The organism is Tardisphaera saccharovorans (assembly GCF_046635845.1).
Classification (GTDB): domain Archaea; phylum Thermoproteota; class Thermoprotei_A; order Marsarchaeales; family UBA168; genus UBA168.
Map to the genome: position 1 here is coordinate 311,553 of NZ_JAQQXN010000001.1, position 25,223 is coordinate 336,775.

Genomic DNA, 25,223 nt, shown 5'->3' on the forward strand with positions numbered 1-25,223 from the left:
TATGCCAGATTACGCCGAGGGCGATTTAGTTATAACGCAGGAGGACGCCGTGCTCGAGGTCATAGATAGGGATGTGCATGGTTACGCGCTATCGTTGCTAATGTACACTCCCGCCAGGCATGGGGAGAGAGACTTCATCGTGGCCAAGGAAGGGCCTTTGGCGGGCATCTCCCTTTCCTCTCATGGTCATCGGTATCTCCCTTACAAGAGCCATTACGTACCGGGTGCCTTTTTACTTCCACCAGAGGCCATAAAGTACCATCAGCTCCCGGAGCTGAAGGCAAGGCAAGCGTTCTTTGGAGACGGAGACGAGAACCTCAAGAGGGTGGTCATCGCGATTTCGGCGGGAAGCGCAGTGGCCCCCTTCTCAGTGGGCATTGGAGGCCCTGTACTACTCGGGCTTTCGTACGAGCCGCTGAAGCTGATGATATATGGGCTCAAGCAAGGATCTGAGGTGATATCTTTTATGAAGGAAGCTGGCCTTTCAACGAAAGAGGCCAAGAAGAGGGCCATAAGGAAGCGCCAATGGATGTCCGATGAGATTTACTCCCTTTTAACGGAAAGGAAATGGGATGTGGCGGAGGTCGAAGGACAGTTGGTGAGAGTTCGGGTCGTGCTACCGAGGCAACAGGATTATAGAGATTCTTATAGTCGCCTTCTCAGGGTTGAAGACGGCGTTCAAGGAGAGGCAAAGATAAGCGACGATCAGCTCGGGCATGCTTTCCCTGCCAGGTATCGCGTTAAGGGAGAAGTGCAAGAGATAATCGTTTATGACGAGGACTTCGTGGGGCTCGCGGGCATTGATGAAGCAGTGAAGTACAGGGGGAGATTTGAGCTCGTTGAGGGAGAGCAGGGAAGGGTAAAGAGGGTCATTATAGGAGGAAGGGACGACTACGTTTTGCCCAAGGGCTGACCCAAGGCCTTGCCCGATGAGGGTTTTTATCAGGACGCGTCCCCCTCTCTTCGCAAGGGTTAAAGGCGCTTGCCTATCACAACCAAAATGGGACGCGTTTTAATGCTTACGTGGGAATACCCTCCCCGTGTGGTCGGCGGCATTTCATCTCACGTTAGGGATATATCTAGGGCTTTAGCCATGAGAGGAAATGAGGTCGATGTGGTCACTCCAGAGTTTCCTGATGCACCAGCTGAAGAGGAGGTGAAGATTTCACGGGGAACCATACGGGTGCACCGCGTCCCTGCATACGAGAGACCGGCGCCAAATTTCAGCACGTGGATATCTTTTATGAATTACTCCATGGAGCAGCGGTCCATCCCGCTTTTGAAGGATGAAGATTTTGACCTGATACATGCTCACGACTGGGTGGTGGCGGAGTCGGCCATAGGGTTGAAGCATTTGGCAAGGCTTCCCCTCATGGCTACCATACATGCCACCGAAAAAGGAAGAAGGGGCGGGATATTTTCGCAGTTGAGCGCGCACATAGATCAGGAAGAAAGGTGGCTTGCCTCAGAGTCGTGGAAGGTCATAGTTTGCAGCCATGCAATGGCAGATCAGGCCCGCGAGCTCGGCGCCTTTCCCGATAAGATTCACGTGATACCTAATGGAGTGTGGCCATCGGAGTTCGGGGCCAAAGCTGACTCTCAGTTCAGAAGGAGGTTTGCTTCTGACGACGAAAAGGTTGTTCTCTTCGTGGGTAGGCTCGTTCACGAAAAGGGTGTTCTTGAGCTTATGACGGCATTTAGGTACGTCCTTAACAGCTTCAACGCGAAGCTTGTCATGGTTGGAGAGGGTTATCTGAAGGAGGACCTCTATAGGCTTGCAAGTCAGCTTGGCATATCTGAAAAAGTGTACCTGACGGGCTTTGTCGAGGAAGGCGTGAAGAAGGCGCTGTACTCGGTTGCTGATGTGTTGGTAGTGCCAAGCCTTTACGAGCCGTTTGGCATAGTTGCGCTGGAAGGAATGGCTTCAGGCGTGCCCGTGGTCGTGTCTGACGTGGGCGGGCTGGGCGAGATAGTGTCTCATGGGCGCAACGGGGTTAAGGTCTATCCGGGAGATCCATCTTCCATTGCATGGGGTATCTCTTACGTGCTATCAGATCAGGTCAGGGCAAGGGCGATGGCGGAGCAGGCCAAGCTTGACGTTCTTCAGAAATACTCATGGGATACCATAGCGGCCAGCACCGTTGGCGTCTATAACCAAGTTTTGAACGAGTACAAAAAAAGCAGTTGGAGGGCTAAGGAAGGCGTTGGGCAGTTTTCCTGATCGTTGTTCCTCGAACCAGTCCTCGCTTTGTTCGTAAAGGTACACTATCCCGTCCTTTGCCCATGCAAGGGTTATGGATCCCACGTCGTTTGCGTGCTTCCCTTGCCCGTATTCTTTGCTAATCACCAGGGTCTTTGCTCCTTCCGCCTTTGCGGCGTCAACGAACTCCTTCCAGTTCTTATCGCCCTCGTCCCAGAGCATCACGTTGTTTGGCTGTTCGCCCAGAAGGGGTATGCCCTTAAACGCGATTAATCCCTGCGCTTTGACGTAGCTAACCACTTCATCATACGTTTTTTCTAATGCCAATCTCCTCTTTATCGATGGATGGATTAAAGCTTGCCTGAGCTGGGCGCGCGATAACTTTATAAGCTGTGCCCCTTTCTTGCGGTATTATAGATGAGCGCAAAGTCCGTCGTAATGGCTTTGAAGGGAAGCTGTGGACGGGGCTGGAGTCCTCCTGCACACGGTATTTGGAAGCCCTGAGATGGCCTCCTTTTGGTCCTTTTGACGAATTTGGGTCGGATAATCTGGGCGCTTAACCTATGGGATTCCCTTGCGTCCCCATCGGGGTATTGAGATAGTTACCTACTTGCCAAGGGGTATTGTGGAGCATGATGCCCTCACCGAATTAAGCGAGGGAACCTTCGTGAAGAAGGCCGCCTTTTGAAAGGGCCTAGCCTGACGACTTACGCACACTTATAAACCGTTGCGAACTAAATATGAGTTGTCTCAGAAGGTCCCCAACGAGGACAACGTCTTGATTAGAATGCATAATGCAGGATTCATCACGTCAGCAAAGGCAAGGTCGGTGGAGGAGCTGGCGGGTATTCTTTCAGTGGATGTCCGCACCATAAGGCAGGTGATCGAACGGGCGGTGGCGCAGGGCTATCTTGAATCCATAGCGGATGGGCGGACAAAGTACTTTTTGAGTAAGAAAGGGATAATGTTTGTATCCTCGCTCTTTACGTGACGTCTTTGTGCTTACGGCTCAATATCCGCCAGTTGATTCACCGTTATCTGAGTTCTCGTTCAGGATAGCTGACGCGCTATCGACGGTCGCGACGGTTTACGTGGTGGCTCCTGGACTTCAATGGCAGGACATCGGAAACGTGAGGCTCAGGGGCTTTGTAAATCCTGTTTACGACCATCAAAACGTGATCACGTGGGCGTTTTCAGCCTGCAGAGAGGCTGAGAGGATAGTTGCGACGAGTGCATACGAGCGCGGAGCACGGGGGCCAGTCATCGCGGTTAACTGGGAACTGTTTCCTGCCGCTCTCTCCGTTGGCCGCTTCTTCTCATTCCCAGTTTACTTCATCCCTCACAGCTTCGAGTTGCAGAGGGGTAATTCGTCATCTCTTTTGAGCATGGCGATAAAGGAGTTGGAAAAGCTGGCGGTAAGCGCAGCCCAGGACACGCTTCTCTTTGGAAGGGAAATCGCTGAGTACTATTACAAGACGGGAGGAAACAGCGGCACTGCGGTGGAGCTTCCTGTTGAACAGGTTCAGCCCTTCAGAAAAAAGGAACTCGCCGAATCCCTTATGAAGGTACTCGGGCAATATTTAAGCGAAGGCGCACTTCATAGGTAAGGCCCTTCCGTACTTGTTAGCGTTTGCCCTTTCCAGCTCTTTCTTCGAGTCCTCGAAGAGCTTCATATGGAGAGAACTCACCTGTGATAACTAACTGCTTGTTGTAGGACCTTCAATAGCGTTTGGGCTGGGCTTATCTCGCTTATCACCATCTGTATGCCAGTGGTTAGAGCCCTTGTTGATCGCGCGATTTAGCTCTAAGCGCGATTATCTCATATGCCGAAAGCTCTATGAGAAATCATGTAATAACCCGGCAAATTGGAAAGAGTTAAAGGCAGCCCACGTAGGTACATATGAAGGTCAAGGGCATTGCGCTTATTTTCGGAGGCATTACTTTCTCGCAGCTTTTCGCGGTCATAATAGCCTATCTCACCAAGCCCATAACCATAGTGTCCATCAACCCAGACGGAAACGTCACAGCAATAGTCAACAGCACCACCGAGAGCCTTCCAGCGTCAAACATAACCTCGCACATGATAGTTCAATCAATTTCTCCATTCGGTTTAGGTGCCTTTGGCTCGCTCCTTGTTTCGGCGACCCTTGTGATTGGATCTCTGGTGGCCGCTTTTCTCTTGGTCCTGCTACTGAGAAGGGGTTACATAAATTACGTCATTTCGGGCATTCTTGGAGTGGCTACGTTTCTGCTGAGTTATTACGTGGCTTCTTTCTTCTTGGGTTATTATTCTGCAATATCCATAGGGGTGCCTCTCGTCTTTGCCAGCATAATAGCGGCCTATGGGCTTTATCCGAGGCGGTTTCGTGGATGGCTTCAGTTATTGGTCAATGTCCTTGTTCTTCTCAATGGCGCGGAGCTTGGCTTCTTTCTTGCGGTCTCGTTTCAAAAACTCACCATAATATTTCTGGCCTTTCTGTTTTCAGCCTATGACTTTTACTCGGTGTTTAGAGGACCGATATCGAGGATGCTCGGGAAGCCCAGCGCCCGTGCGGAGGACCAAGAAGAAGTTGTGGAAAGGCCCGAGAGGGGCTTCCTTGGGCCAATGCTCGTGAACTTTGGGGAGATCGAGATGGGGCTTGGGGACATAACCTTTTATTCGATGATGCCGACGGCAATATTCGCTGAGGGCATGGGTATGGGATTAACCCTATTGGAAATGCTTCTCATAGACGTTGGGGTCGCAGCCACGCTCGTGCTGCTAAGGAAGGTCAGGCCCCTGCCCGGGCTTCCAATACCGCTTCTCCTTGGAGTTATCGCTTTTCTGGCGTGAGCTCGGCAAAAGCTTAACGGTATGTCTCATGAATAGATCATGGTAAAGATAGCGGCTGTGGGCACGGGTAGCATTTTTCAGAGAATGCACCTTCCATCTTATCCTTCAGTTGAAGGCGCAGAGCTTGTGGCGCTAGTGGACGTGTCTGATCAAAGCCTGAAGGCCACAAAAAAACTCATGCTTCAGCTTTACGAGGATAGGGCAAAGGAGCTGGAGACCGTTGATCCAGATAGAGCTGAGCTGCTAAGAGCGGCCGCAAGTTCAATTAAGACGTACTCATCGCTTGAGGCAGCGCTTGGCGCGGAACAGATAGACCTGCTTGACGTTTGCACTCCTCCAAAGTATCACGAACAGGTCGTGGACGCGATAAAGAGGGGAGTTGGGGTCATGGTCGAAAAACCCATGGCTTACTCATATATAGAGGCGAAGCGCATATGGGATGCCGTGAAGGAAAGCCACGGCTTCTATCAGCACAATGAACAGGAAATCTTTGACCCGTTTTATTATACTTCAAGGAAGGTGGTACAGGGAGGAGGTGTTGGCGAGCCCTTGCTGGTATCTGTGAGCTTTGCTCACTACGGGCCCGAGAACAGGAAGTGGTTCTGGGACTGGACCGTTTCGGGAGGGGGTGCGTTGGTGGACATGGCCACTCACTCCATAACTGTGGGATGGTTCCTTGCCGGATTCGAGAAGAGGATAGCTCAGGTTAGGACCGTTGCCCCCCATGGTATATCTCAGAGGATGAGTGACCGTCTAATAGACGGCAGGTTTAGAAGCTTTGAAGTTGAGGATGACGCTCACTTGGAGTTGAGGCTCGAAGGGGAAAAAGGCGACTGGGTAACCTTGCTTGCGGAGGGATCTTGGTCAGGCAGGGATTCAATTCCCTTCATGGTCCAGGGAACGGCTGGCGTAATCAAGGGGGAACCCGAGAACAGGAAGCTTGAAGTGGTTGACGCTTTCGGATACGAGAGGGAAGTGGCCGTGCCAAAGTGGAACAGCTTCGAGATGGAGTTATCAAATGCCGTTAGTTGCGTAAAGGACGGAACGCGCTCCATTTCCGATGAGGACATAGGGCTTCAGACAACCGTTGCCATGGGCGCTGCATACCTGTCGGAGCTGAAGGGAAGGGTGGCCGTAACTCCGGAGGAGTTCAGAGACTTTGCCGAGACTTTTGATGGCGGAGAGGAGTTGGTTAAGGCCCTGATCAAGGGAATTAAGAAGGGCGACAACAGTTGAGGATGGCGGCCCTGATAAGCGGAGGAAAGGATTCTTGGACGGCCTTTCAGATGGGAAGGGAGGCCGGACACGACGTCGTGGTTGCGGTCAACATGCGTTCCCCTAACAGCTGGAGCTACATGTACCACACGGTTAACTCGTGGGTAGTCGAGGTACAGGCCATGGCGGTGGGGGTTCCCCTTGAGGTTTTTTACACGAGAGGAGTTAAGGAAGAAGAGGTCGACGACCTAGCTTACTACTTATCTCAAGTTAAGAAAAGGTGGGGGATAGAGGGGCTTTCCATAGGCGGCATAAGAAGCAAGTACCAAGGAGACAGAATAGGTAGGGTATGCGAGCAGCTTGGGCTTGAACTGTACGCGCCGCTTTGGCATAAGGACAGCGAGTGGCTGTTGAGGGAGTACCTAAGGAGAAAGATGAAGGTCATATTTGTGTTGGCCTCGGCGCTTGGGATCGGCCCCAACTGGCTCGGGAGACAGCTTGACGAGAAGGCCATCGAGGAACTCATGGTTCTCAACAAGAAATGGGGGGTCGACCCGACTGGAGAGGGAGGAGAATATGAGAGTTTAGTGCTTGACGCGCCGTTCTTCAGGAAATCCATAAGAGTGGAAGAAGCCGAGAAGGTATGGAGGGTAGATACGGGAACCTATGTCATAAAGCGCGTGAGGCTTGTTCCGAAGTCGCCTATGGCCTGAGATATACAACGATGTCAGACACGTTAGTTCCCGTGGGACCCGTGACTATGAGGTCGCCGCTTTTTTTCAGGTATTCGTACGAGTCGTGTCTCATTAGGTACGCCTCGGGGTCCTCAAGGGACCGAGTGGTGGCGTCAACCAGAGCTCCGGCCGCGTCCGTGGGACCATCGACACCATCTGTTGCCAGGGCCCCAAGCGTCTCTTTTCCATGGAGGCGGAGCGATGCCCATAACGCCAGCTCTTGGTTTCTTCCGCCCTTTCCCACCGGACCTGCGAGCGTTACCGTGGTCTCTCCTCCGGCAATTATTACTCCTTTGAAGTTCTGCGATAAAATAAAAGACGCCGCGTCCTTTGCCTCCCCAGCAAGCGGTAGCGAAAGGGTCGGATACCCCTTTCTTTTCGCCTCGTTCATCGCTCCCTCGACGGCGTTGGCGTTCCCTCCTATGAGCAATGTTGGGATGGACCTAGATGCGTGCTCTTTTCCTTTTTCCAGGAAGTCAAGCACCCTTTCCGGGGCATCATTTAGCGCGCCTCTTTCCTCTAGGACTTTCCTAACCCATTCGATCCCCGTTGTAGTTGCCAAGGTTGGGGCTGAGCCCACGGAGCATAGGTCATCACCGGGCACGTCGGATAGGACGAGCGAAACGGACTTTCCCCTAACGCGCGCCGCCAACTTTCCTCCTTTGATCGCGGATAGATGCTTCCTAACCTCGTTTATGTCGTGAATCGGCGTTGAAGCTCTGGTAAGCGATTCGTAAACCCAAGCGAGGTCGCTGAGCTCGAGGCCATCCTCCGGCATCTCTATTAGTGAGGAGGCCCCGCCAGAGATCTCAAACAGCACGGAATCCTCGTGGTCTAAAGCGCTGATTATGGCCTGCGCTGCCTCAAGGGAATCCGCGTCGGGTTTTGGATGCCCTGCCCTTATGACTTGGAACGGGATATCGGGAACGGGATATCCCTTGGGCATCACGACTATGCCCCTGCGAAACCCAGAGCGCGCTGCAGCGAGCGCCATCCTTCCCGAAGCCTTTCCTACTGCCACTAGAAAGGGGTCTTTTCCCAGAGCGATACCGTCCACTGTTATGTCGGGCTTCCCGGATATGTGTGTTATCGAGAGGGAAAAAGGGTCCACGGAGGCGAGCGCTTTGGTTAGGATCTCTATCACGGTTTTCCTTTCCTGCGTGTCCTGTTTGGCGTTTAAAGGAGGCGGAAAGTCGAAGTCTTGCAATCCCGCGTTATTCTCGCTTAAAGTTAAATGCCTATTGTAACGGGATACGCCACGATCGCTCTGAAACTTTCAGGCTTTTTACGCTTCCCGAAGGCACTTGGCATTAAAGGCGCCGGGGACGGGATTCGAACCCGCGAGGCCCGGAGGACCAACAGCTCTCAAGGCTGCCGCCTTTGTCCACTCGGCCACCCCGGCGCGATAAAAGTCTGGTCTGCTTTTAACTCTTTGGGGGATCGAGAGCGGATATACCATCCACGTAGGTAAGCTAGCTCAAACGTCGGGACTATGCCAAGCCCCGAGTCAAGATCTCCCTCACGGCCTTCCTAACGGCCTCCTCGCTTGTCTTGATGGCGGGAAGCCATCCATCCTTCTTCGCTTTTTCTATGGAGAGCCAGGCGTACTTAACGTCGCCCATCCATCCCCTTCCACCCAATCCACCCGTGGTGTGAATTTTCACCTCGGAAGGATTAAGCCCCATTTCCTCGATCGTTATCTTCGCTATGCTTATGACGTCGATCGCATCAACGGCTCCGAGGTTGTAGGCGGTGTTCCTTCCCCTTTTGCCCCATTTCAACGCCATCGCAAATCCCCTAGCGCAGTCGTCAACGTGGAAGTAGCTCTTGGTTTGCGTCCCATCTCCGAGCACCTCGAGCTCGCGGGGATTGCTCCTCAGTTTCCCTATGAAGTCGTGAAGTACGCCTCTTGGCGCATCCCCTCCAACAACGTTTGCTAACCGCAGGGAAACGGCCTTTATGTCGTAATACGAGGCGTAGGCCGATATGAGCGCCTCAGACGCCACCTTCATGGCGCCGTAGGTAGATATGGGCGCCAAGGGATAGTCTTCAGGCGTCGGGGTAAGCGCCGCGTCGCCGTAAACGGTAGAAGAGGAGGCAAAAACGAAGTTGGGCACGTCGGCTTTTCTGGCGGCCTCTAACACGTGATATGTTCCCACGAGACCCACGCTTATGTGGACGTTTGGGTCTCCGACCCTGACCTCGGGGTTGGCTGCCAGGTGGAATATGGCCTCCTTCCCCCTCGATATTTTTTCCATTTCCTCGAGAGAGCTCTCGGAAGCTATGTCCAAGTTAGCTTGCTCTTTGACGTTTGGATCAGAAGACTTAACGATGTCGATGATCGAAGCGCCACCAAGTTCCTTTAAGAGGTGTCTGCCGATGAACCCCGATCCGCCGGTTATCAAGTAGTCCATAGGACGGTGAGGCGGGTAGGAGATAAAGTCATCGCGCGCGTTCGCTGCTGACTTTTCGCCAAATGGCACAATTCCCCTCGAACGGAGTGGGCTTTCCTGCTAATGAGGGTAATTGAAGTTGACTTGGGCATTGTGAACGTTGCTACCGGTTCCGCAGGAAAATTGGTTTTCTGAAAAGGTCGAAGTGGAGAGAAAAAATGTGAATTTCTTCGAGGCACGTCATAGTCTGTCGGCATGAAGAGCGCGAAGAGGCACTTAAAACAGCTATCTGGAAGGGGGGCGCACCTATCGTGGCCCCATTTTCCGGAAGCCGCAAGCCCGCGGGTTTCAGCCGTGAGTCGTTGACATGATCTTGTATGGATCAAGTAAACGCTTTTACGGGCTCAAATGGTTTAAACCCTGATAAACTATGGCTGCGCCAGACAAAGCCAAGAAGGAATCAGTCGAAGATCTTATGAAGGAGCTTAACACGTCTTTAAACGGGCTGACGAGCGATGAGGTTGCAAAGAGGCTCAAGCAGTATGGATATAACGAGATAGAGGAAAAGAAAGAAAGCCCGGTCATCAGGTTTCTCAAGAAGTTCTGGGGACTCGTCCCGTGGATGCTTGAGGTCACCATAGTCCTGACTTACATCCTGCACAAATTTCTCGACATGTACATAATCCTTGCACTTTTGTTGCTTAACTCCATAATAAGCTACGTGCAAGAGTACAAGGCAGGCAATGCCGTTGAGATGCTTAAGAAAAAGCTCACGGTTAACGCTAGGGTGCTCAGGGACGGGCAGTGGAAGGTCGTTCCGGCCCGGGAGCTCGTCCCAGGAGACATAGTGAGGGTGAGGCTTGGCGACTTCATCCCTGCTGACATGAAGGTCGTCGATGGAAACGTTTCCGTTGACCAGTCAGCGCTTACCGGTGAGTCCCTTCCCGTTGAAGCGAGTAAGAACTCCCTGCTTTACTCTGGTTCCATAATAAAGAGGGGTGAGGCTACGGCCGTGGTCGTGGCCACGGCAGACAAAACGTACTTCGGAAAGACAACTCAGCTTGTGCAGGTCGCCAAGCCGAAGCTCCACATACAGGAGGTCATAATGAGGATAGTCGACTACCTCATAGTCATGGACGCGGTGTTCATAGCGATCCTGCTGGCTGGGTCCTTCATTTCTCATTACAACATAATAGAGGTGCTTCCGCTTGCCCTTATACTGCTGGTAGCCGCGATACCCGTCGCCCTACCTGCCATGTTCACCATAGCCATGGCGCTGGGCGCCTTGCAGTTGGCCAAGGCGGGCGTGCTCATAACGCGCCTTAACGCCGTGGAGGACGCCTCGTCGATGGACGTGGTGTGCATGGATAAGACAGGTACCATAACCGAGAACAAGCTCAGCGTTGCCGGCATCTCCCCGCTTCCGTCTTACGGCAAGGATGAGGTCATAGCGTATGCCGCGCTGGCATCTCATGAGGCAACGCAAGACCCAATCGACATAGCGGTCCTGAACTACGCGAAGCAAAGCAACGTGAAGCTTGACTCCTTCAAGCAGGTGACTTTTCACCCATTTGACCCATCAACTAAGAGGACCGAAGCCGTGGTTGAGAAGGACGGGAAGCAGTTCGTGGTGATGAAGGGAGCACCTCAGATACTCGCCTCACTTTCCAAGATGGATGGCGAGCAACTTCAGGCGTTTCAAGAATACGTCAACGAGGCCTCTCAGAGGGGTTACAGGGTCATAGCGGTTGGCGAGGGGCCCGTGGAGGCCCACGAAGGAAAGGAAAAAATAGGGATCGCCGGCCTTCTTGCCCTTTACGATAGGCCTAGAAGCGACTCCCCTGCCCTCATAAAGGAGCTGAAGGAGCTAGGAGTCAAGCCGAAGATGCTAACGGGCGACAGCCTACCCATAGCTAAGGAGGTCGCTAAGGAGGTGGGCATAGGCGAGAACGTGATAAGGATATCTGAGCTCGAGAACAAGGACCCGAAGGAGAAGGCAAAGGTAGTTGACGAGGCCGATGGCTTTGCTGAGATATATCCAGAGGACAAGTACACCATAGTTAAGGGGCTTCAGGCGGCCGGCCACACGGTTGGTATGACAGGTGATGGAGTGAACGACGCGCCAGCGCTCAAGCAGGCAGAGGTCGGCATAGCTGTCAGCAACGCCACAGACGTCGCGAAGGGAGCCGCTAGCGCGGTGCTGACGCAGGAGGGAATAGCCAACATAGTCGACATGGTAAAGATAGGGAGGCAGATCTACCAGCGCATGATAACGTACACCATGAACAAGATAATTAAGGCCTTCCAGATAATTGTCTTCATCAGCCTCGCCTTCATGGTCTTTAGGCAGTTCGCTACCACGGCCTTCGACGTGGTTCTTTTGCTGTTTGCAAATGATTTCGTTACTATGTCCATAGCCACCGACTCCGTGAGGTACTCTAGGACGCCTGAGAAGTGGAACGTGAAGAACCTGGTAGGCGCGGCTGCGATAATATCCGTGGCGGTCGTAGCTGAGCTCATGGGTGGCATGTACATAGCGCACTACATGAACATGCCTCTGCCGGAGCTTCAGACGTTCATATTTGACTTACTTGTATTTTCTGGCCAGTTCACCGTATACGTGGTCAGGGAGAGGAGGTGGTTCTGGAGGTCCAGGCCCAGCAACTGGCTTCTGCTCTCATCCGTTGCTGACTTCATAGCGATATCTCTCATATCGGTGTTCGGGATACTGATACCTGCGGTAAGCGTAAAGGTCCTTATGGTCGCGCTCGTTTACTCGCTGCTGACGACGTTACTACTTAACGATGCCATAAAGGAAATAGCGTTCAAGTTCTACAAGGTTCAGTTCTGAGCTTGACTCCTAAGGTCAGGTTTTTGCGTAAGTCACGGTAGCCAGCCCCCGGCTGACCGTACGGTTGATTTCTACGTAACCGAGGGCTGAAAGCGCTCCCCTTGTGGCCGAAAGCACGAAGATCATCTGATTATCGGATACGTCGCGTCCAACTACCTGAAGCGTGGCCTTATATTCCTCGATTTTCAGCGAAAAAAAGGAGGCGTTCCAGCAAAGGCTCCTGATGAACGATTCGACGCTTTTGGCCGCGTTGCCCTCGACGTTTTTAAGGTAAAGCGCGGCGTTTTTCCCGGTGTTCTCAGCGTCATCTTCGATGACCTTGCAATCGCTCCAAAGGGCCGGGGGAGCTAAGACCAAGCCGAGCATTTTGGCCAGCTGAACAGCTTTGTTCGTTTCAACGAGCTCCGAAAAAGATTTTTCTCCTCCGACCTGAAGCACGCCCTGAATTATCTCGTTCAAGTATCCGTAGACCGTGCTTCCCCTCCTTCTGGCCTCTTCAGAAAGCTTTTCTGCCAGATCCGCTCTGGCCGCAAGTAGTTTTCTTTTCACATGCTAACGAAAGATGTAAATAAAAGTTTATCGTTGTAATCAAAGTAAGTCCAGGCAGATGATGAACATCGGCGACTAAAGCGCGCGCTACGATAAAAATGGATCAGGGGCTTTGTTCTTGAAAGGTTTATATGCAACTGGCATTAGAATACGAATTGGCCAGCGATAAGTTAATTGGAGGGGCTATTCTTGTGGTAGCCGTCATAGTTCTGATATTGGTAACCGTGTTCATGTGGGTTCCGCCGTTCTCGCAATACGCCGCGTTTGTCGCTGAACTGGTCGTTTGGCTTGCCGTTGTAGCGCTTATGGTCATTGCCGGTTGGATAGGATGGACGATAATCACGACCGCAGCTCCGCCCCCTCTTGAGCCTGAAAAGCCAGCTCAGCAGCCATCTTCTCAGCAGCCCTCTCAGCAGCCCTCTCAGCAATCTCCGCAGCAGTCAGCACAGGGAGCAGGCGAGCAGCAGAAGTAAGGGGTTCATTTTTGTACGGCTACCTGTCTTTAGTGGTAGTTTTTTTAGTTTCAATCATCCTGACGTTTGTCTGGACGGCGGTGGCAAAGAGGCTTGGAGTAACGGGTAGGGACGTTCATAAGCCCGGCAACCCAGAGGTTCCGGAGATGGGAGGTATAATCATACTTCCATCTTTGGTGATCGGACTAGCGGCGTTGTATCTCATCGATTCCCATTACGTGGTTCAGTTCGGCTTCATAGTTATCGTGGCTGCTTTCGCTTGGGCTCTCGGACTTGTAGACGACTTAGCCGAGCTAAGCGCGATTCCCAAGTTCGTGCTTTCAATACTAATCGGCTTACCCATCTTTCTCTTCGTCAATCCCTTCTCCCATCCCCTTATGGTCCCGTTTCTGAAGCCCGTAAGGCTCCCCCTCGTTTATCCCTTTCTTGCGCTTGGGCTCATAGCTGGAACGGCGAACTCGTTTAACTCATATGACGTGGTCAACGGAAGCACAACGTTTTCGGCCACTATCATATCCTTGGCAATGGGTGGTGTGCTCTTCCTTAGGGGAGAGCTTGGGCTTGCCACCGTAGTGGGAATGGTGGCAGCCGTGTCGCTCGCTCTCTTCATCTTTAACGCGTATCCCGCAAAGGTCTTCATAGGTGATACGGGCAGTTTCGCGCTTGGAGGTGCTATAGCGGCGGCGGCCATAGCTTCCTTCAACGAGTCCTTCCTGTTCTTTGCCATATTGCCCATGATAGTGAACGCCGCAGCGAAGTTCATGTCGCTCGGAAAGATTTACGAGCACCACAAGGCCGGAGTGAAGATAACGCGGATAACCGAAGATGGCAAGATAGCATCTTATGAAGGCAACGGGAGCATCTCGTTGGTTAGGTTGCTAGTGGCGCAAAAACCCCTCAGCGAGAAGCAGGTTTTCATGGGCCTCGCCGTGCTTGTAACCCTATCTACGGTTCTCGCGCTTGCAATACTACCCTTTGTGGGCGTAACCTTGTGGTGATAGCTATGAACCGTGGCTACGCGGGCGCCTTAATCCTGCTGCTCGTGTCCTGGGTAACGCTTATCGCTTTCCTAATATTCATGTCATTTGTGGTCACCCTGAGGCTTGGAAAGCTCACGGGGATATTCGACTTTGCCATGGCGCTAGCCATAGGGCTAACGCTCATATACGTGTGGTACCTTCTCTTGAAGGCCATATTCAGGTGGGCGCGTTCAAAGCCCTCTCGATAAACCCCACAAGGAAATCCGTTGGATCAGTAAGCGACTTCCTGAATTTTTCAGCCTGCCTTTCAAACGCCAGCTTTTCCTCCTTTATGGACGTGCGCTCGAAGTGCCTGATCAACTCCCCGATTGGCATCCTCTTCACGAGCCCTCTTCTAATGAGGTATGACTCAACATCGGTTGGTTCTCCCGGGTAAAGGGAGTATGTAGGGGTCCCAAGCAGTGCCGCCTCGGCGTTCATGGTCCCTCCGGCCCCGATGAACGCATCGGCCGACTTCAACAGGGGCGTCATTATGGGATGCGATCTCACGGTTATGACGCCAGGGAGGTCGATCTCTGCGTTGTACCTTGGGGCGTAGACCACGTCGTAGCCGAGGCGGGCCAAGTCTACGGCGAGGCTTTGAAGGTTTGTCCTCTTACCCTCGAGATAAGAGGCCTTGTACTCCTCTTCTCTTATCACAACGAGCCCCTTCCCTCCCTTGCCGGCGTTCACCGGGTTTGGCAGCTTTGACGCCCACCCTATCCAAGCCATGGGGTCCAGTGACCTGTACTTGATGACCTGCCTAGCCCCGTATTTCCTCCAGTGGCGCGCGTAGACCGGAAACGGCGTGAGCACGGCGGTTGCCAGCGGAACGGTCAACCTGCTTTGCGCCTCAGCATGGGGAGAGTCGTGCACTAGGTAATAGGGTACTCCAAGGCCGAATGCCACGCGTGCGGTTTCCGGAGAGGCCTGCGCAAAGGCAAGGTCCACCCCTTTGTAAAGCCCTTCCAGCTCAAGTGATCTGTTAAGGCTCTCCCTGAGCTTGTCCTCTTTGCTTTCTGCGTGCCTTCCAACTACCTTGGCGTTTATACCAACGCGCCCAAGTAGTTCGTTTAGTTCAGAGTAATCTCTTGCCGTAATCATTAGGTCATGATTTTGTTTTAGCCTTTCCAGCACGTTTTTCATGAACAGAGCGTACTTTGGGGTGAGGATGTCAACGTGAATTTTGGCCATATCGGTCACGAGAGCATGGGAGGCGCTTTTTGGTGTTGCGGAGCTATATACATATATATGATATATCTCCATATAGTATGGCAACAAATGTCTTGGTGGTGTCGACGAGCTCTTTTTACGTGGACTTCTACAGGTACTTAGACGATAACGGCATATCGGACGTGAAAGTCGTGGCGGCGGTAGATCCAGTTGAGAACAAGGGCGAAAAAGACCTTGGGCAACTGGCTCTTGGAAAGGCCGATGGAGTGCCCGTTTTGAGGTCGCTGAAAGGGGTTTCAGCCCTTGATGCGGACGTTGTGCTGCTTTACCTTCCACCGTCCTTAGGGGTTGAGGATTACGTTGCAGCTGCGCTTCAAAAAGGGCAGGCTTTAATAAACATGGGCATGCAGTCGACCCAGGGCTACGCGGGAGACTTTCGGAAGAGAGGCCTGCCTCTGGCAGGCGATTACGCCATTGAGCAGTTAAGTCCATCTGTAGTGCTTGACTCGCTTATCAACCTCCTTAAAGAGAAGGGCTTGAGCGTTGGCTCATCTTATCAGATAGGAGCCGGAGGTCCAGAGCTTGACGAGGTAACGCGCGAACGCAGGCGTCAGGATGAGCTTTTCCTTATAAAGGAAAAACAAGCGGTTTTCATGGGCGCTGTGGAACCGGTTGACTTCATGGGGGACAGAAGGCATTACTACAGCTGGATAGAGGCGGAGGGTCCGCTGAAGAGCAGCGTTCAGATCGACCTCTGGGTGAAGTACGAGGAAGCGCCGCTGCTCTGCGCGCCTGCCTTGGAGTTGATCAGGGGAATTGCTCGCGCTAAGAACGAAGGGCTAGCCGGTCCCGCGAAGCAGCTCATGCACTTGTTTAAGAGGCCTGTGGCCTGAGGGAGCTGCTTAATGTCTTTTTTCAAAGGCGGCCAAGCGGATCGCTTTTATTTTACTTGCCTTACTGATGCATGTCGGTTGAGTTAAGGCGGGACTATCTAATAAACAGATACGTGGTTTTTGCGCCGAGCAGGAGCAGGAGGCCGTCTGACTTCAAGGTCGTGGCCGCGACCGAACACGGCAGCGAAAAGTGCCCCTTTTGCGCTGGAAAAGAGGTGCAAACGCCGCCGGCTACCTATTTGCTCACAAGGGAAGGAGGTCAGGTAAGGGTTAGTTCAGACGGGCCAAACGAGAGAAAAAGGGATTGGCTGGTCAGGGTCGTGCCGAATCTTTTCCCCGCTTTCTCGGTGCAGGAAGGGTCGCTTACGCCCGCGCCACCCGGCGTTGAGCCCACAAGGCTGGCGTATGGATATCACGAGGTACTCATAGAGTCACCGGTGCACGATCAGCACTTTTGGATAGCTCCTGAAGACCAGAGACAGCTCGTCATAAGGGCCATCTTAGACAGGGTTGAGGCGTTCTCCAAGGATAACCGCATCAAGTCCATCTTGCCCTTCAGAAATCACGGTAGGGAAGCGGGCGCGTCCCTAAGCCATGCCCACACTCAAATAGTTGCCTCAGAGCACGTTCCAGCGGTAATAGCGGCTGAGGACGAGGCGTTCAGCGATGGGAAATCCCTGGTGACCATAGCGGAAGAGGAGTCGAAATCGCAGAGGGCGATCTACGAGAACGCGTCTTTTTATGCCTTTGCCTCATGGGCCGGCATAACTCCTTATTCCTTCGTTATAGTTCCAAAGAAGCCTGGCCCAACTCCCCTGGGTACTGACATACCATCGCTTTCAGACGTTCTCTCTAAAACGCTGAGGGCCCTTGCATCGGTGCTCAACGACCCTCCGTTTAACTTGGCTTGGCACATGGCTCCGCTTCCTTGGGATGCGCACAGGAGCTTTCAGTGGCACATAGAGGTTTATCCAAAGCTCTCCATATGGGCGGGTTATGAAATAGGAGGAGGAACTTATATAAACGTGGTCACGCCTGAGCAGGCCGCAACGTATTTAAGAGCCGCCATCAAGTAAGGCGTGATATCTCGCTACGCTATCGTCATCGTTGTGTTGGCCGTCGCCTTCGCGATGACCTATGCAGTTCAGCCTCAGCCAGTGCTTTACTCGGTCAACATGACGGTTTATCCCGATGGGTCTGTTCTCGTGAGCCAAGTTTGGTACGTGGTGAGCCAGAGGGCGTTTTTGACACTTAACGGGTCAACCTCGTCGTCTCTTGTGATTGTTTATGGATACAATGGCACAAAACCAGCGCAGCCCTTGCCCTTTAACTATACCACGGGAGGCGTTAGCGTAGACTCGGAGGGCTACATAAAGGTGGGGGTGCTTTACTCTTCGAACGCGATGACCTCTAAGTACGGGGACGTTTGGTCCGTTTACTGGGACTTCTCTGCGCCTGTGCGTGTGATGTTGCCAAGCAGTGCGCAGCTGACTTCATGGTCAAGCACTCCAGTTTCAATATCAACGGTTAACGGTTCGGTCCTGGTTTCGATGCCAGCTGGCGCAAATTCCTTGAACTACACAATACCTCAGGCACCTGGTTACGTGATAGGCACGGTTTACCCGGCCGCAACCGCCTTTGTTAACGGTAGGGCGGTAAGCAGGGGGGCAAGCTTTAACTTAACCCTTCTTCCAGGTGAGTACGAGCTGACTCTGAGCGCTCCTGGCTACTTCGCGCGGACCGTTAACGTGACCATTGGACCGGGTCAGGTTATAATATTGAAGCCAATCCACCTAATATCGATGGTTAAGCAACTGCAACTTAGCGCGGTGCCGTCCTCTGCGCTGGTGGGCCAAGCCGTGGAGCTTAGGGCAGAGGCAATCTCCTATAACGGCTCACCCGTAGGCGGGCAGGCCGTCGACTTCTTCATCAATGGCTCTCGGGTTGGTGAGAACGACACCGGGGCTCAAGGCGTAGCGGTACTTACCTATAGGCCCGCTTCTCCAGGAAATTTCGTCGTTGAGGCAAGTTTGGCGACCAATTCCTCGATCTCCTCAAGCCTCGAGTTGCGGGTTTCATCGGGTTTTCCGGCCAATTACTTGATTGCGGTAGCGCTGGTGGCCATCGCGGTGATCCTTTCAATTGCCCTTTACTGGCTCAAGGGCCGCAAGCGGACGCTGCCGGCGGAGCTCGACGCCGAGGAAAAGATGATAGTGCAGTACCTGTCATCCCACGGGGGTCAGGCATTCCAATCGGAGCTGCTGGGTGCGCTTCCGATACCAAAGACAACGCTTTGGAGAAACGTGATGTCCCTGCAGGAGAAGGGATACGTCACCGTTACGAAGGTAGGGGGCCTTAACCTCGTAACCCTTAACAAGAAGAGCTAAGCCTCGCAACCTTTGGGCAATGGCCTTCAGGAAGTCTTCCAGCTTATTACTGGGTACGCTCGCGCCACTGGCCTTTTTGTGACCACCTCCCGTGCCGCCGACCCATGTGGCAACATCATGCGCAAGAATCCCCAGGTCGATATCCACGTCGGTCGCGCAACGAAACGATACGTCGTAAGCGCCTCTTTCCTCGTCGAGCTTGTACGCGACTGCTACGTCAATGGGAAGGAGCTGCAGCATGAGCGTGGCGGCTCTACCAGTGAAGAACGAGCAATCTGAGTGGGCCCATGAGTAATGAGTTCCCTTTTCGACGTGAAATTGCCTTTTGGAGAATTCCTCCATTTGTGCAAGTTGCTTAGTGGCTGCCTCCATGACACCGGGATAGCTGTGGGAAAAGGGACTCTGCTTTAAGTACGCCAAAAGCCCTGACTTTATGTTGTCTTTTTTGTCGATTGCCAGCGTCAGCACCGATGCCTCAAAGTACGCTAGGATCGAGTCCACCTTTGCCATAATTTGAGACGCAATTTTGCCCTTTTCCATATGGTCTCCAATGGCCGCGTATGCGGCATAGATCGCGTATCTCTGAGGTATCTCCTTCTGGAATGAGCTGTACGCAAGCACACCAGCGCAGTCATCTAGAGAATGTATTACGTTAACGCCTAAATCACTCAGTGCCCGCAGCACCGTTGGATCGTCTGGATGGTGATCTATGTATGTTACGTTGGTACCGTAAGCGATCTTATCCTTAACTAGGTTAACAAGCCGCTGCTCTTTTTCCTTATCGATGCCTAGATCGCAGACGTAGATCAACTCTCCATCTGAGGCCTCCAAGTTGAAAAGCATGTCGTCGTAATCAGAGAACTTGACCTCGACCGAGTTACCGCGGGACTCCTCCCTCACCATGACGAAGAACGCGGCCATCAATCCATCGACGTCCGCTGAATGAGATATTATGGAAGCCTTCATTTTGATCACAAGAGATTTACATCCGTTAGGATGAGAGATGAGGCATATGGCACCAGCGTATAGGTATTTCGGAGGCGTTCCCTAGAGGCCAAAGCGAGGCTTGAACCACGGGGGAAGGCATCCCCTTCGAGCAGGTCACATCGCAGAAGCAAACGAAAGCGAGCTTAGTGCCCTAGTTGCGGTTTAATCTGCGACCTAAGCGCGGCCAACATCTCAAGGAGGGGCACGGGTCAGTTGGGGTGCGCGCCAGCGAGATAGAGGCGCGCCACCGGAAGTCCCACCAGAAAACCCCACCGGAAACCTTGCGCTTGAAAGGGCAGTTTGCTGATAACGTAAGTAGCTGCTAAAAATCGCGCCTCAGTCCACAGCGCTGGCATCGGCACGTTTTTAAGGGTTGAGCGAATGTTGGCCGTGATCCCCTCGGAGCGCTCGAATCGGGTAAAGGCAGAGCTTGAGCAGGGATTTTCCTTAAAGGGGGTGCTGTGAGCGTGCACTTTTACTCCTATTTGGCTGACGCCCTTGCGGTGATTTTCATCGCCTATACTTATGTCCAGGCCAAGAGGGGGAAGTTTGGCAGAGGAGAATCAGCGATTTGGGTTATGGTGTGGCTGCTGGTGGGGGTCTTCGCGACCTTCCCTTGGCTTTTCTCGGCCATCACGGTTTACTTTGGAATTGCGTTGCCGATTAACCTGTTTTACGGGCTGTTTTCGGTCTTTCTTCTGTTTATGATTTACAGGCTTGAAGAAAGAGTAAACGAGCTTCAAAAGGTCGTCTTGAAGGCTGTTCAAGATCGGGCCATTGAAGAAGCGAAAGACGAGCCGCACAACGCGTAACGTTTATAACCTCTCCGTAAGGTGTGGACTTGGGAGTTCTTAATTGGAGAAAAGGGGGCTGCTATCTCTACTCGTATACGCTCACTTCACGAATGACATATACAACTTCGTGCTGCCGCCCCTGCTAGTCATTATGAGATACGACTTTAAGACGTCGTACTTCGAGGGCGGTGTGCTGGTTGCGCTCTACCTCTTGACATCGGGAGCCCTTCAAACCCCTATAGCGAGGTTTGCAGAGAAGCGCGGGCTGCAGCGTCACGCCATGGTCGCGGGGTTTCTGGGCATGGCGCTTTCCATGGCGCTTTTCGCCTTCTCGCGCACGTTTCCGGAGTTCCTGATCGACTCCTTCCTGCTTGGAGTGTCGCTCGCGCCCTATCATCCGCAGGGAATAGGAGCGGTTTCAGTTGCGTTTGACGCAAAGGAAAGGGGAAGCGCTATCGGAATACACCAGCTGGGCGGCAACATCGGTATGTTCAGCGCACCGCTCATAGTGGCGGCCCTTTTCTCCGCACTTAGGCTAAGTTGGACAGCAGCCCTCATGGCCATGATAGTTCCAGCCATAGTTACGGCGGTGTTGCTGAGCGCTGTGTTCGAGGTCCCACTCGACCAAGCCGTCCAGACAAAACCCAAAGGAGATGATGGGAGGAGCCTAATGTCGCTTTTACTTTCTCCAATAATTCTTCTCGCTCTGGCTTACGCCTTCAATGCCATAAGCACGAGGGCCTTCTCGTCTTTCACGCCTTCGTACCTTGATAGCGTTACGTCGAATGTTGGCCTTTCGGAGGTTCTCACAAGCGCTGTCATAGCGTCCGGTATAGTTGCCTTTCCGCTTGGCGGCTTTCTTTCCGATAAGCTTGGCAGGAAGCTGGTGATCTGGGTATCTTACGGTCTTGCAGGTGCGCTCTTCATGATTTACAGCTTCGTTGGTGGTGTGGTCGGGTTGCCAGTGCTTTTTGCGGCCTTCTTCTTTGGCTATATAGGCTCCGCCCCTGCACTTGCCTTTGCGTCAGAGCTTGGAATCGGCGGCCGCACAAACTCAAGTGTGGCCATCGTTTTTGGGGCAGGAACCATAGGAAATGCCGTGGGTCCTTTCATGGTAGGTCCCCTGATTGACGCCTTGGGCTTCTTGACGTCGTTCAAGATAGCGTCCGTGTTTGCGTTGTTGGCTGCAGTTCCAGTACTTCTCATAACTACCAAAGGTATTAGGACCCGTCAACGAATTTGCCTTAAATCATGATTCCATGCGGGTCAAAGGCCTTCTTTATATTAACCGTCGCCGGAGATCTCGTCCGTCGGGACTGGAAGATAGAACGATGGTGTGAGTTGGCGTAAAGGCGCTTTGCGGATGTTATCCGACTGGACTCGGTCTGCGACCTAAGCGCGGCCAACATCTCAAGGAGGGCACGGGTCAGTTGGGGTGCGCGCCAGCGAGATAGAGGCGCGCCACCGGAAGCATTCACTGGAAGCCACCCGCAAGGATCAGTGGCTTACGTTATGGCTAATTCATCACGTAAATACATTTTTTAAATGTGTGATGCCTTATCTATGGATGTGGCTGATACGCTTATTAGAAGCGCATGATCGTTAATCGAATTGCGCGTAACCCTGGTCAACAGCTTCTACTACCCTTGGAGGGGAGGGGAGGAGGTCCACTGCAAGAACTTAGCGGAGGGCCTTGTATCTAGGGGACACGAGGTTGATGTGTATTGTTCGAGCCTTCCCCTGCCTCCTGGAGATCGCGTTACGAACGGGGTACGCGTGCACGGTCATCGTACCTTAGGGCTTTTCTTCGGGGTACCCATATGCCCATCGCTCTTTTTTTCACTTATTCGTTCAGGCGGAGACGTTATTCAAGTAGAGTTTCCGAATCCGGCCTTTGCCTTTGCTGCGGGTGTGGCAGGGAAACTTCTCCACAAGCCAGTCGTTCTGACGTACCACAACGATCTTCCAGCGGTAACGCCTTTGGCTGGCCTTTTGGCTGGCGCCCACGACCTCTTGGCCTTTGCGTACTTCAAGGCATTCTCTGCGTTAGTTGCCACGACGAGCGTGTACCCGAAAGGGTCAAGACTGCTAAGCCGCTTCAATTATTTTGTGATAAGGAACGGAGTTGACGTTAACAGGTTCAGGCCGGGCAAGCGCGGCGATTACTTCCTTTTTGTGGCGGCCATGGGTAGATGGCATCGTTACAAGGGTTTGGATATCCTCCTTGACGCTTACAAGCTATACATCGAGGCTGGAGGCCGCAGGCCGCTTCATGTTGTTGGTGAAGGATCCCAAAGGCCGCTCTACGAGGCCAAGGCCACATCTATGGGGCTTAAGTCCGTCGAGTTTCTAGGCGACGTCCCTGACGAACTTCTTCCCCAAGTGTATGCCTCGGCATATGCATATGTTTCTGCCAGCATTGACCGGTCAGAGGGGTTTGGGCTTACCGTGCTGGAGGCTATGTCATCTGGGTTACCGGTCATAGCCACGAGAGTAGGAGGGCTTCCAGAGCTTGTAAAAGACGGTGTAAACGGCTTCTTGGTTAATCCCAGGGATCCGCGGTCGCTTGCCGATGCAATGATTAAGCTAGATGATGAAGCGGTTGCGGCCCAGATGGGGCTGAAAGGAAGGGAAATGGCTGAGGGCATGACGTGGGACGCGATGGTGAGCTCTTATGAGCAACTTTACTCGGCCCTTATTGCGGCCTTGAGGAAGGGGTAGTTGCCTTGGCAAAGCCAGTAGTCATGGCGGTCATACCCGCTAAGAACGAGCAGCAGACCATATCTTGGGTGGTTGAGGAGACCAAGAAGCGGGTTAACGCGGTCGTAGTAGTTAACGACGGCAGCGAGGACATGACGAAGAAGCTTGCGGCCAAGGCCGGAGCCCGCGTCATATCTCATCCAGTATCAATGGGGGCGGGAGCGGCTACCTCCACGGGGCTTAGATACGCGTTGATTAAGGGAGCTGACGTAATCGTGACTTTAGACGGAGATGGGCAGCACGATCCGGCATACCTTGACCCAATGTTGGAGACCTTCGAAGATGTCGACCTCCTCATAGGCTCAAGGGATATGCGGGAAGGGGGCTTCTGGAGGCGGCTGGCAAACGGCATACTGGCCTGGGAGATCTCGACCCTGTCAGGGGTAAAGATAGCTGACAGCCAATCGGGCTTCAGGATATACTCGAGAAGGGCTGCCCGGGTGTTCGTCGACGAGGTCACCGAGTGGGGATATGGCTGGGCCTCCGAAAGCGTCTTGCTCATAGCTAGGAGAGGACTGCGCATATCTGAGTTTCCCATAAAGGCGAAACCTCACAGCGGGAAAAAGGGGACGAAGTGGTGGGATGGTTTCTTCATATTTTATCAGGCCCTAAGGGCCGGCCTGAGGTGATAACTTTCGGGAAAAGCGATTTTAACGCGAAACGCGTATCATCGTGACAATGAAATCGGCAAGGGTACTTTTGCTCGTCTTGGTAGCCTTGAGCGTTTACCAGAATCCTGTCCTAGCGCAGCAGCCCATGCAACTCATCCCCTCAATGTCACCCATTTACGTAGGCTTATCTTCAATGCCCATAGCCTTTACCTATTACTTTTACTTGGTTAATCCCTCTCCGTATTCCGCGTACGCTTCACCGTCTTTTTACGCGTCCCCGGGGGTGAGGCTGCAGGCGCGGGTCGATGGCGTCGACGTTCCCGCGTTTTCCGCGGTTGAGGTTCCCCTCGTTGTTAACGTGACGGGTAGCGGAACCCTTTACGTAAACTACAGTCTCAATGGCCGCAAGGGGACCCTCTACATACAAAGGGTGCCTCTCCTGGTTGATGCTGAGCTTGTTTCGATTTCTTCGCGTACGGTCTTCCCCGCGCTGGCGGGCCAGCAGGTACCTTTGAACGTGGTGATCAGTTCGTTTGGCCCAACTTTAACTCTTGAGGAGAACAACGCATCTCTCTTGGAATCTGGAGATGAGCTTTCGGGCGATTTTTCGGTTCCGTCGGGTCTTCCCTCATCGGTTCTCGAGGAAGGGATTGAAGTTACATGTTCCGTGCGTGGGAAGCTGCTCTCGATTTCTGTTCCCATTATAGTGACCGTGGAAGGCTATAGCGGAGATGGGTTCCCAATGTCGATGGACTACCTTGGTAAGGTTACCTCGATGAAAGGTGCTGTGGAGTTCGTGCACAAGGGTCCTTTGGCGCTCACGCTCGCCGTTAGCTCTAACACCACTGACTATCTAGTCCTTAATTTCACGAGAGCCCCTTCGGAGTTCTGGGTTGCGCTAAACCGCAGCGACCCCGTAAACTTCACTTACGCGAAGGGGAAGCTGTCAGGGCCCATGGGCAAGGTTGAGGGCTGGACATACGAGGGAACGGTCTTCTTCTTGGCTTTCAACGAGACGGCGCCCATGTCATGGGAAGTGGGGGCCAACGGAACCTCGACCGGTTGGCTTCCACCTCCGAAGGAAAGCGCCGGCATATCCCTGAAAGGAGATGTGCTTTACACCCTAGTCGGCGTTATCGCGCTCGCCTGCGCAGTGGTTGTCTTTTGGACTTTGAAGCGGAGAAAGAAGGGGTGGCCTTACTCTTGGGATTGACTATGCGATTAATTCGAAATGTGTGGCATAAGTCTTATAGATTTTTCCCATTTGAATATAATGGAAGAGAAAAACTGGTACGATAGGCTGGGCCCCGGCGTCCAGGACGGCCGTTGTGCCGCTTTTCTTGGGTTGGAT

24 protein-coding genes and 1 tRNA gene are annotated in these 25,223 nt (G+C 53.0%); 18 read left to right on the forward strand and 7 right to left on the reverse strand.

All coding sequences use genetic code 11. The features are described 5' to 3' along the window. Position 1 precedes the first annotated feature (1 nt). Positions 2-913 carry a hypothetical protein gene (locus tag PRZ02_RS01630; RefSeq protein WP_449464109.1) on the forward strand — a complete coding sequence of 304 codons (912 nt, stop codon included), beginning with the start codon at positions 2-4 and terminating at the stop codon, positions 911-913. An 87-nt stretch (positions 914-1,000) separates the two neighbouring features. Next, on the forward strand, positions 1,001-2,221 hold the full coding sequence (locus PRZ02_RS01635) for a glycosyltransferase family 4 protein (RefSeq protein WP_449464110.1): 1,221 nt from the start codon (positions 1,001-1,003) through the stop codon (positions 2,219-2,221). Here the strand turns inward: PRZ02_RS01635 and PRZ02_RS01640 are convergent. Continuing rightward, positions 2,114-2,527 (reverse strand): hypothetical protein, encoded by a 414-nt coding sequence (locus PRZ02_RS01640; RefSeq protein WP_449464111.1) that lies wholly within the window; start codon positions 2,525-2,527, stop codon positions 2,114-2,116. The genes PRZ02_RS01635 and PRZ02_RS01640 overlap by 108 nt on opposite strands. A gap of 418 nt (positions 2,528-2,945) precedes the next feature. Between PRZ02_RS01640 and PRZ02_RS01645 the strand changes: the two genes are divergently transcribed. From PRZ02_RS01645 to PRZ02_RS01665, 5 genes are all read left to right on the forward strand, one after another. Further along, positions 2,946-3,191, forward strand: coding sequence for a hypothetical protein (locus PRZ02_RS01645; protein ID WP_449464112.1), 246 nt, complete (start codon positions 2,946-2,948; stop codon positions 3,189-3,191). Continuing rightward, complete coding sequence (locus PRZ02_RS01650; protein ID WP_449464113.1) at positions 3,169-3,807, forward strand: hypothetical protein; 639 nt, start codon at positions 3,169-3,171, stop codon at positions 3,805-3,807. Before PRZ02_RS01645 ends, PRZ02_RS01650 begins: the two co-directional genes overlap by 23 nt. Before the next feature lie 293 nt (positions 3,808-4,100). Next, positions 4,101-5,033: a hypothetical protein gene (locus PRZ02_RS01655; RefSeq protein WP_449464114.1), complete on the forward strand. Its 933-nt coding sequence runs from the start codon at positions 4,101-4,103 to the stop codon at positions 5,031-5,033. 39 nt (positions 5,034-5,072) lie between these two features. Next, complete coding sequence (locus PRZ02_RS01660) at positions 5,073-6,269, forward strand: Gfo/Idh/MocA family protein (RefSeq protein ID WP_449464115.1); 1,197 nt, start codon at positions 5,073-5,075, stop codon at positions 6,267-6,269. 2 nt (positions 6,270-6,271) lie between these two features. Continuing rightward, entirely contained in the window at positions 6,272-6,961 is a 690-nt protein-coding gene (locus PRZ02_RS01665) for a diphthine--ammonia ligase (RefSeq protein ID WP_449464425.1), read from the forward strand. Here the strand turns inward: PRZ02_RS01665 and PRZ02_RS01670 are convergent. The 3 genes from PRZ02_RS01670 to PRZ02_RS01680 form a co-directional block, all read right to left on the reverse strand. Further along, positions 6,951-8,189, reverse strand: a complete 1,239-nt coding sequence (locus PRZ02_RS01670; protein WP_449464116.1) for a glycerate kinase type-2 family protein — start codon at positions 8,187-8,189, stop codon at positions 6,951-6,953. The genes PRZ02_RS01665 and PRZ02_RS01670 overlap by 11 nt on opposite strands. A gap of 110 nt (positions 8,190-8,299) precedes the next feature. After that, positions 8,300-8,384 (reverse strand) — tRNA-Ser (locus PRZ02_RS01675). Between the two features lie 88 nt (positions 8,385-8,472). Beyond that, on the reverse strand, positions 8,473-9,396 hold the full coding sequence (locus PRZ02_RS01680; protein ID WP_449464117.1) for an NAD-dependent epimerase/dehydratase family protein: 924 nt from the start codon (positions 9,394-9,396) through the stop codon (positions 8,473-8,475). A gap of 409 nt (positions 9,397-9,805) precedes the next feature. On the opposite strand from PRZ02_RS01680, the gene PRZ02_RS01685 reads away from it, so the two are divergent. Further along, complete coding sequence (locus PRZ02_RS01685; RefSeq protein ID WP_449464118.1) at positions 9,806-12,226, forward strand: plasma-membrane proton-efflux P-type ATPase; 2,421 nt, start codon at positions 9,806-9,808, stop codon at positions 12,224-12,226. Between the two features lie 15 nt (positions 12,227-12,241). Here PRZ02_RS01685 and PRZ02_RS01690 read toward each other — a convergent pair whose 3' ends face one another. Further along, complete coding sequence (locus PRZ02_RS01690) at positions 12,242-12,775, reverse strand: hypothetical protein (RefSeq protein ID WP_449464119.1); 534 nt, start codon at positions 12,773-12,775, stop codon at positions 12,242-12,244. Between the two features lie 155 nt (positions 12,776-12,930). On the opposite strand from PRZ02_RS01690, the gene PRZ02_RS01695 reads away from it, so the two are divergent. The 3 genes from PRZ02_RS01695 to PRZ02_RS01705 are packed head-to-tail and all read left to right on the forward strand — an operon-like array spanning position 12,931 to position 14,476. Next, on the forward strand, positions 12,931-13,248 hold the full coding sequence (locus tag PRZ02_RS01695) for a hypothetical protein (protein WP_449464120.1): 318 nt from the start codon (positions 12,931-12,933) through the stop codon (positions 13,246-13,248). Positions 13,249-13,259: 11 nt separating this feature from the next. Next, positions 13,260-14,246, forward strand: coding sequence for a hypothetical protein (locus tag PRZ02_RS01700; RefSeq protein WP_449464121.1), 987 nt, complete (start codon positions 13,260-13,262; stop codon positions 14,244-14,246). 5 nt (positions 14,247-14,251) lie between these two features. Then, complete coding sequence (locus PRZ02_RS01705) at positions 14,252-14,476, forward strand: hypothetical protein (RefSeq protein WP_449464122.1); 225 nt, start codon at positions 14,252-14,254, stop codon at positions 14,474-14,476. On the opposite strand, the gene PRZ02_RS01710 is transcribed toward PRZ02_RS01705, so the two are convergent. Continuing rightward, the gene (locus PRZ02_RS01710; RefSeq protein WP_449464123.1) at positions 14,445-15,461 is read right to left on the reverse strand and encodes a DUF354 domain-containing protein; all 1,017 of its coding nucleotides are present in this window, start codon (positions 15,459-15,461) and stop codon (positions 14,445-14,447) included. The two genes, PRZ02_RS01705 and PRZ02_RS01710, sit on opposite strands and share 32 nt — an antisense overlap. Positions 15,462-15,538: 77 nt before the next feature. Here PRZ02_RS01710 and PRZ02_RS01715 point away from each other — a divergent pair, with 77 nt between their 5' ends. Together PRZ02_RS01715 and PRZ02_RS01720 are read left to right on the forward strand one after the other, a co-directional pair. Then, positions 15,539-16,333 carry a hypothetical protein gene (locus PRZ02_RS01715; RefSeq protein ID WP_449464124.1) on the forward strand — a complete coding sequence of 265 codons (795 nt, stop codon included), beginning with the start codon at positions 15,539-15,541 and terminating at the stop codon, positions 16,331-16,333. Between the two features lie 71 nt (positions 16,334-16,404). After that, positions 16,405-17,409, forward strand: a complete 1,005-nt coding sequence (locus PRZ02_RS01720; RefSeq protein WP_449464125.1) for a galactose-1-phosphate uridylyltransferase — start codon at positions 16,405-16,407, stop codon at positions 17,407-17,409. A gap of 1,149 nt (positions 17,410-18,558) precedes the next feature. Here PRZ02_RS01720 and PRZ02_RS01725 read toward each other — a convergent pair. Further along, positions 18,559-19,686, reverse strand: a complete 1,128-nt coding sequence (locus PRZ02_RS01725) for a DHHA1 domain-containing protein (RefSeq protein ID WP_449464126.1) — start codon at positions 19,684-19,686, stop codon at positions 18,559-18,561. A gap of 482 nt (positions 19,687-20,168) precedes the next feature. On the opposite strand from PRZ02_RS01725, the gene PRZ02_RS01730 reads away from it, so the two are divergent. The 5 genes from PRZ02_RS01730 (at position 20,169) to PRZ02_RS01750 (ending at position 25,085) form a co-directional block, all read left to right on the forward strand. After that, positions 20,169-20,519 carry a DUF2304 family protein gene (locus PRZ02_RS01730; RefSeq protein WP_449464127.1) on the forward strand — a complete coding sequence of 117 codons (351 nt, stop codon included), beginning with the start codon at positions 20,169-20,171 and terminating at the stop codon, positions 20,517-20,519. A gap of 43 nt (positions 20,520-20,562) precedes the next feature. Continuing rightward, positions 20,563-21,756 (forward strand): MFS transporter, encoded by a 1,194-nt coding sequence (locus PRZ02_RS01735; RefSeq protein WP_449464128.1) that lies wholly within the window; start codon positions 20,563-20,565, stop codon positions 21,754-21,756. A gap of 356 nt (positions 21,757-22,112) precedes the next feature. Next, positions 22,113-23,222 carry a glycosyltransferase family 4 protein gene (locus PRZ02_RS01740; protein WP_449464129.1) on the forward strand — a complete coding sequence of 370 codons (1,110 nt, stop codon included), beginning with the start codon at positions 22,113-22,115 and terminating at the stop codon, positions 23,220-23,222. A 5-nt stretch (positions 23,223-23,227) separates the two neighbouring features. Further along, positions 23,228-23,890 carry a glycosyltransferase family 2 protein gene (locus tag PRZ02_RS01745; protein ID WP_449464130.1) on the forward strand — a complete coding sequence of 221 codons (663 nt, stop codon included), beginning with the start codon at positions 23,228-23,230 and terminating at the stop codon, positions 23,888-23,890. Between the two features lie 43 nt (positions 23,891-23,933). Then, complete coding sequence (locus PRZ02_RS01750) at positions 23,934-25,085, forward strand: hypothetical protein (RefSeq protein WP_449464131.1); 1,152 nt, start codon at positions 23,934-23,936, stop codon at positions 25,083-25,085. The last annotated feature ends 138 nt before the right edge of the window (positions 25,086-25,223 follow it).

What these genes read in the sequence shown, in the direction of transcription:
- PRZ02_RS01660 (WP_449464115.1), top strand. Translation starts at nt 5,073, where the DNA reads ATGGTAAAGATAGCGGCTGTGGGCACGGGTAGCATTTTTCAGAGAATG.
- PRZ02_RS01715 (WP_449464124.1), top strand. Translation starts at nt 15,539, where the DNA reads ATGGCAACAAATGTCTTGGTGGTGTCGACGAGCTCTTTTTACGTGGAC.
- PRZ02_RS01710 (WP_449464123.1), bottom strand. Translation starts at nt 15,461, where the DNA reads ATGGCCAAAATTCACGTTGACATCCTCACCCCAAAGTACGCTCTGTTC.
- PRZ02_RS01680 (WP_449464117.1), bottom strand. Translation starts at nt 9,396, where the DNA reads ATGGACTACTTGATAACCGGCGGATCGGGGTTCATCGGCAGACACCTC.
- PRZ02_RS01665 (WP_449464425.1), top strand. Translation starts at nt 6,272, where the DNA reads ATGGCGGCCCTGATAAGCGGAGGAAAGGATTCTTGGACGGCCTTTCAG.
- PRZ02_RS01630 (WP_449464109.1), top strand. Translation starts at nt 2, where the DNA reads ATGCCAGATTACGCCGAGGGCGATTTAGTTATAACGCAGGAGGACGCC.
- PRZ02_RS01655 (WP_449464114.1), top strand. Translation starts at nt 4,101, where the DNA reads ATGAAGGTCAAGGGCATTGCGCTTATTTTCGGAGGCATTACTTTCTCG.
- PRZ02_RS01685 (WP_449464118.1), top strand. Translation starts at nt 9,806, where the DNA reads ATGGCTGCGCCAGACAAAGCCAAGAAGGAATCAGTCGAAGATCTTATG.
- PRZ02_RS01635 (WP_449464110.1), top strand. Translation starts at nt 1,001, where the DNA reads ATGGGACGCGTTTTAATGCTTACGTGGGAATACCCTCCCCGTGTGGTC.
- PRZ02_RS01705 (WP_449464122.1), top strand. Translation starts at nt 14,252, where the DNA reads ATGAACCGTGGCTACGCGGGCGCCTTAATCCTGCTGCTCGTGTCCTGG.
- PRZ02_RS01725 (WP_449464126.1), bottom strand. Translation starts at nt 19,686, where the DNA reads ATGAAGGCTTCCATAATATCTCATTCAGCGGACGTCGATGGATTGATG.
- PRZ02_RS01720 (WP_449464125.1), top strand. Translation starts at nt 16,405, where the DNA reads ATGTCGGTTGAGTTAAGGCGGGACTATCTAATAAACAGATACGTGGTT.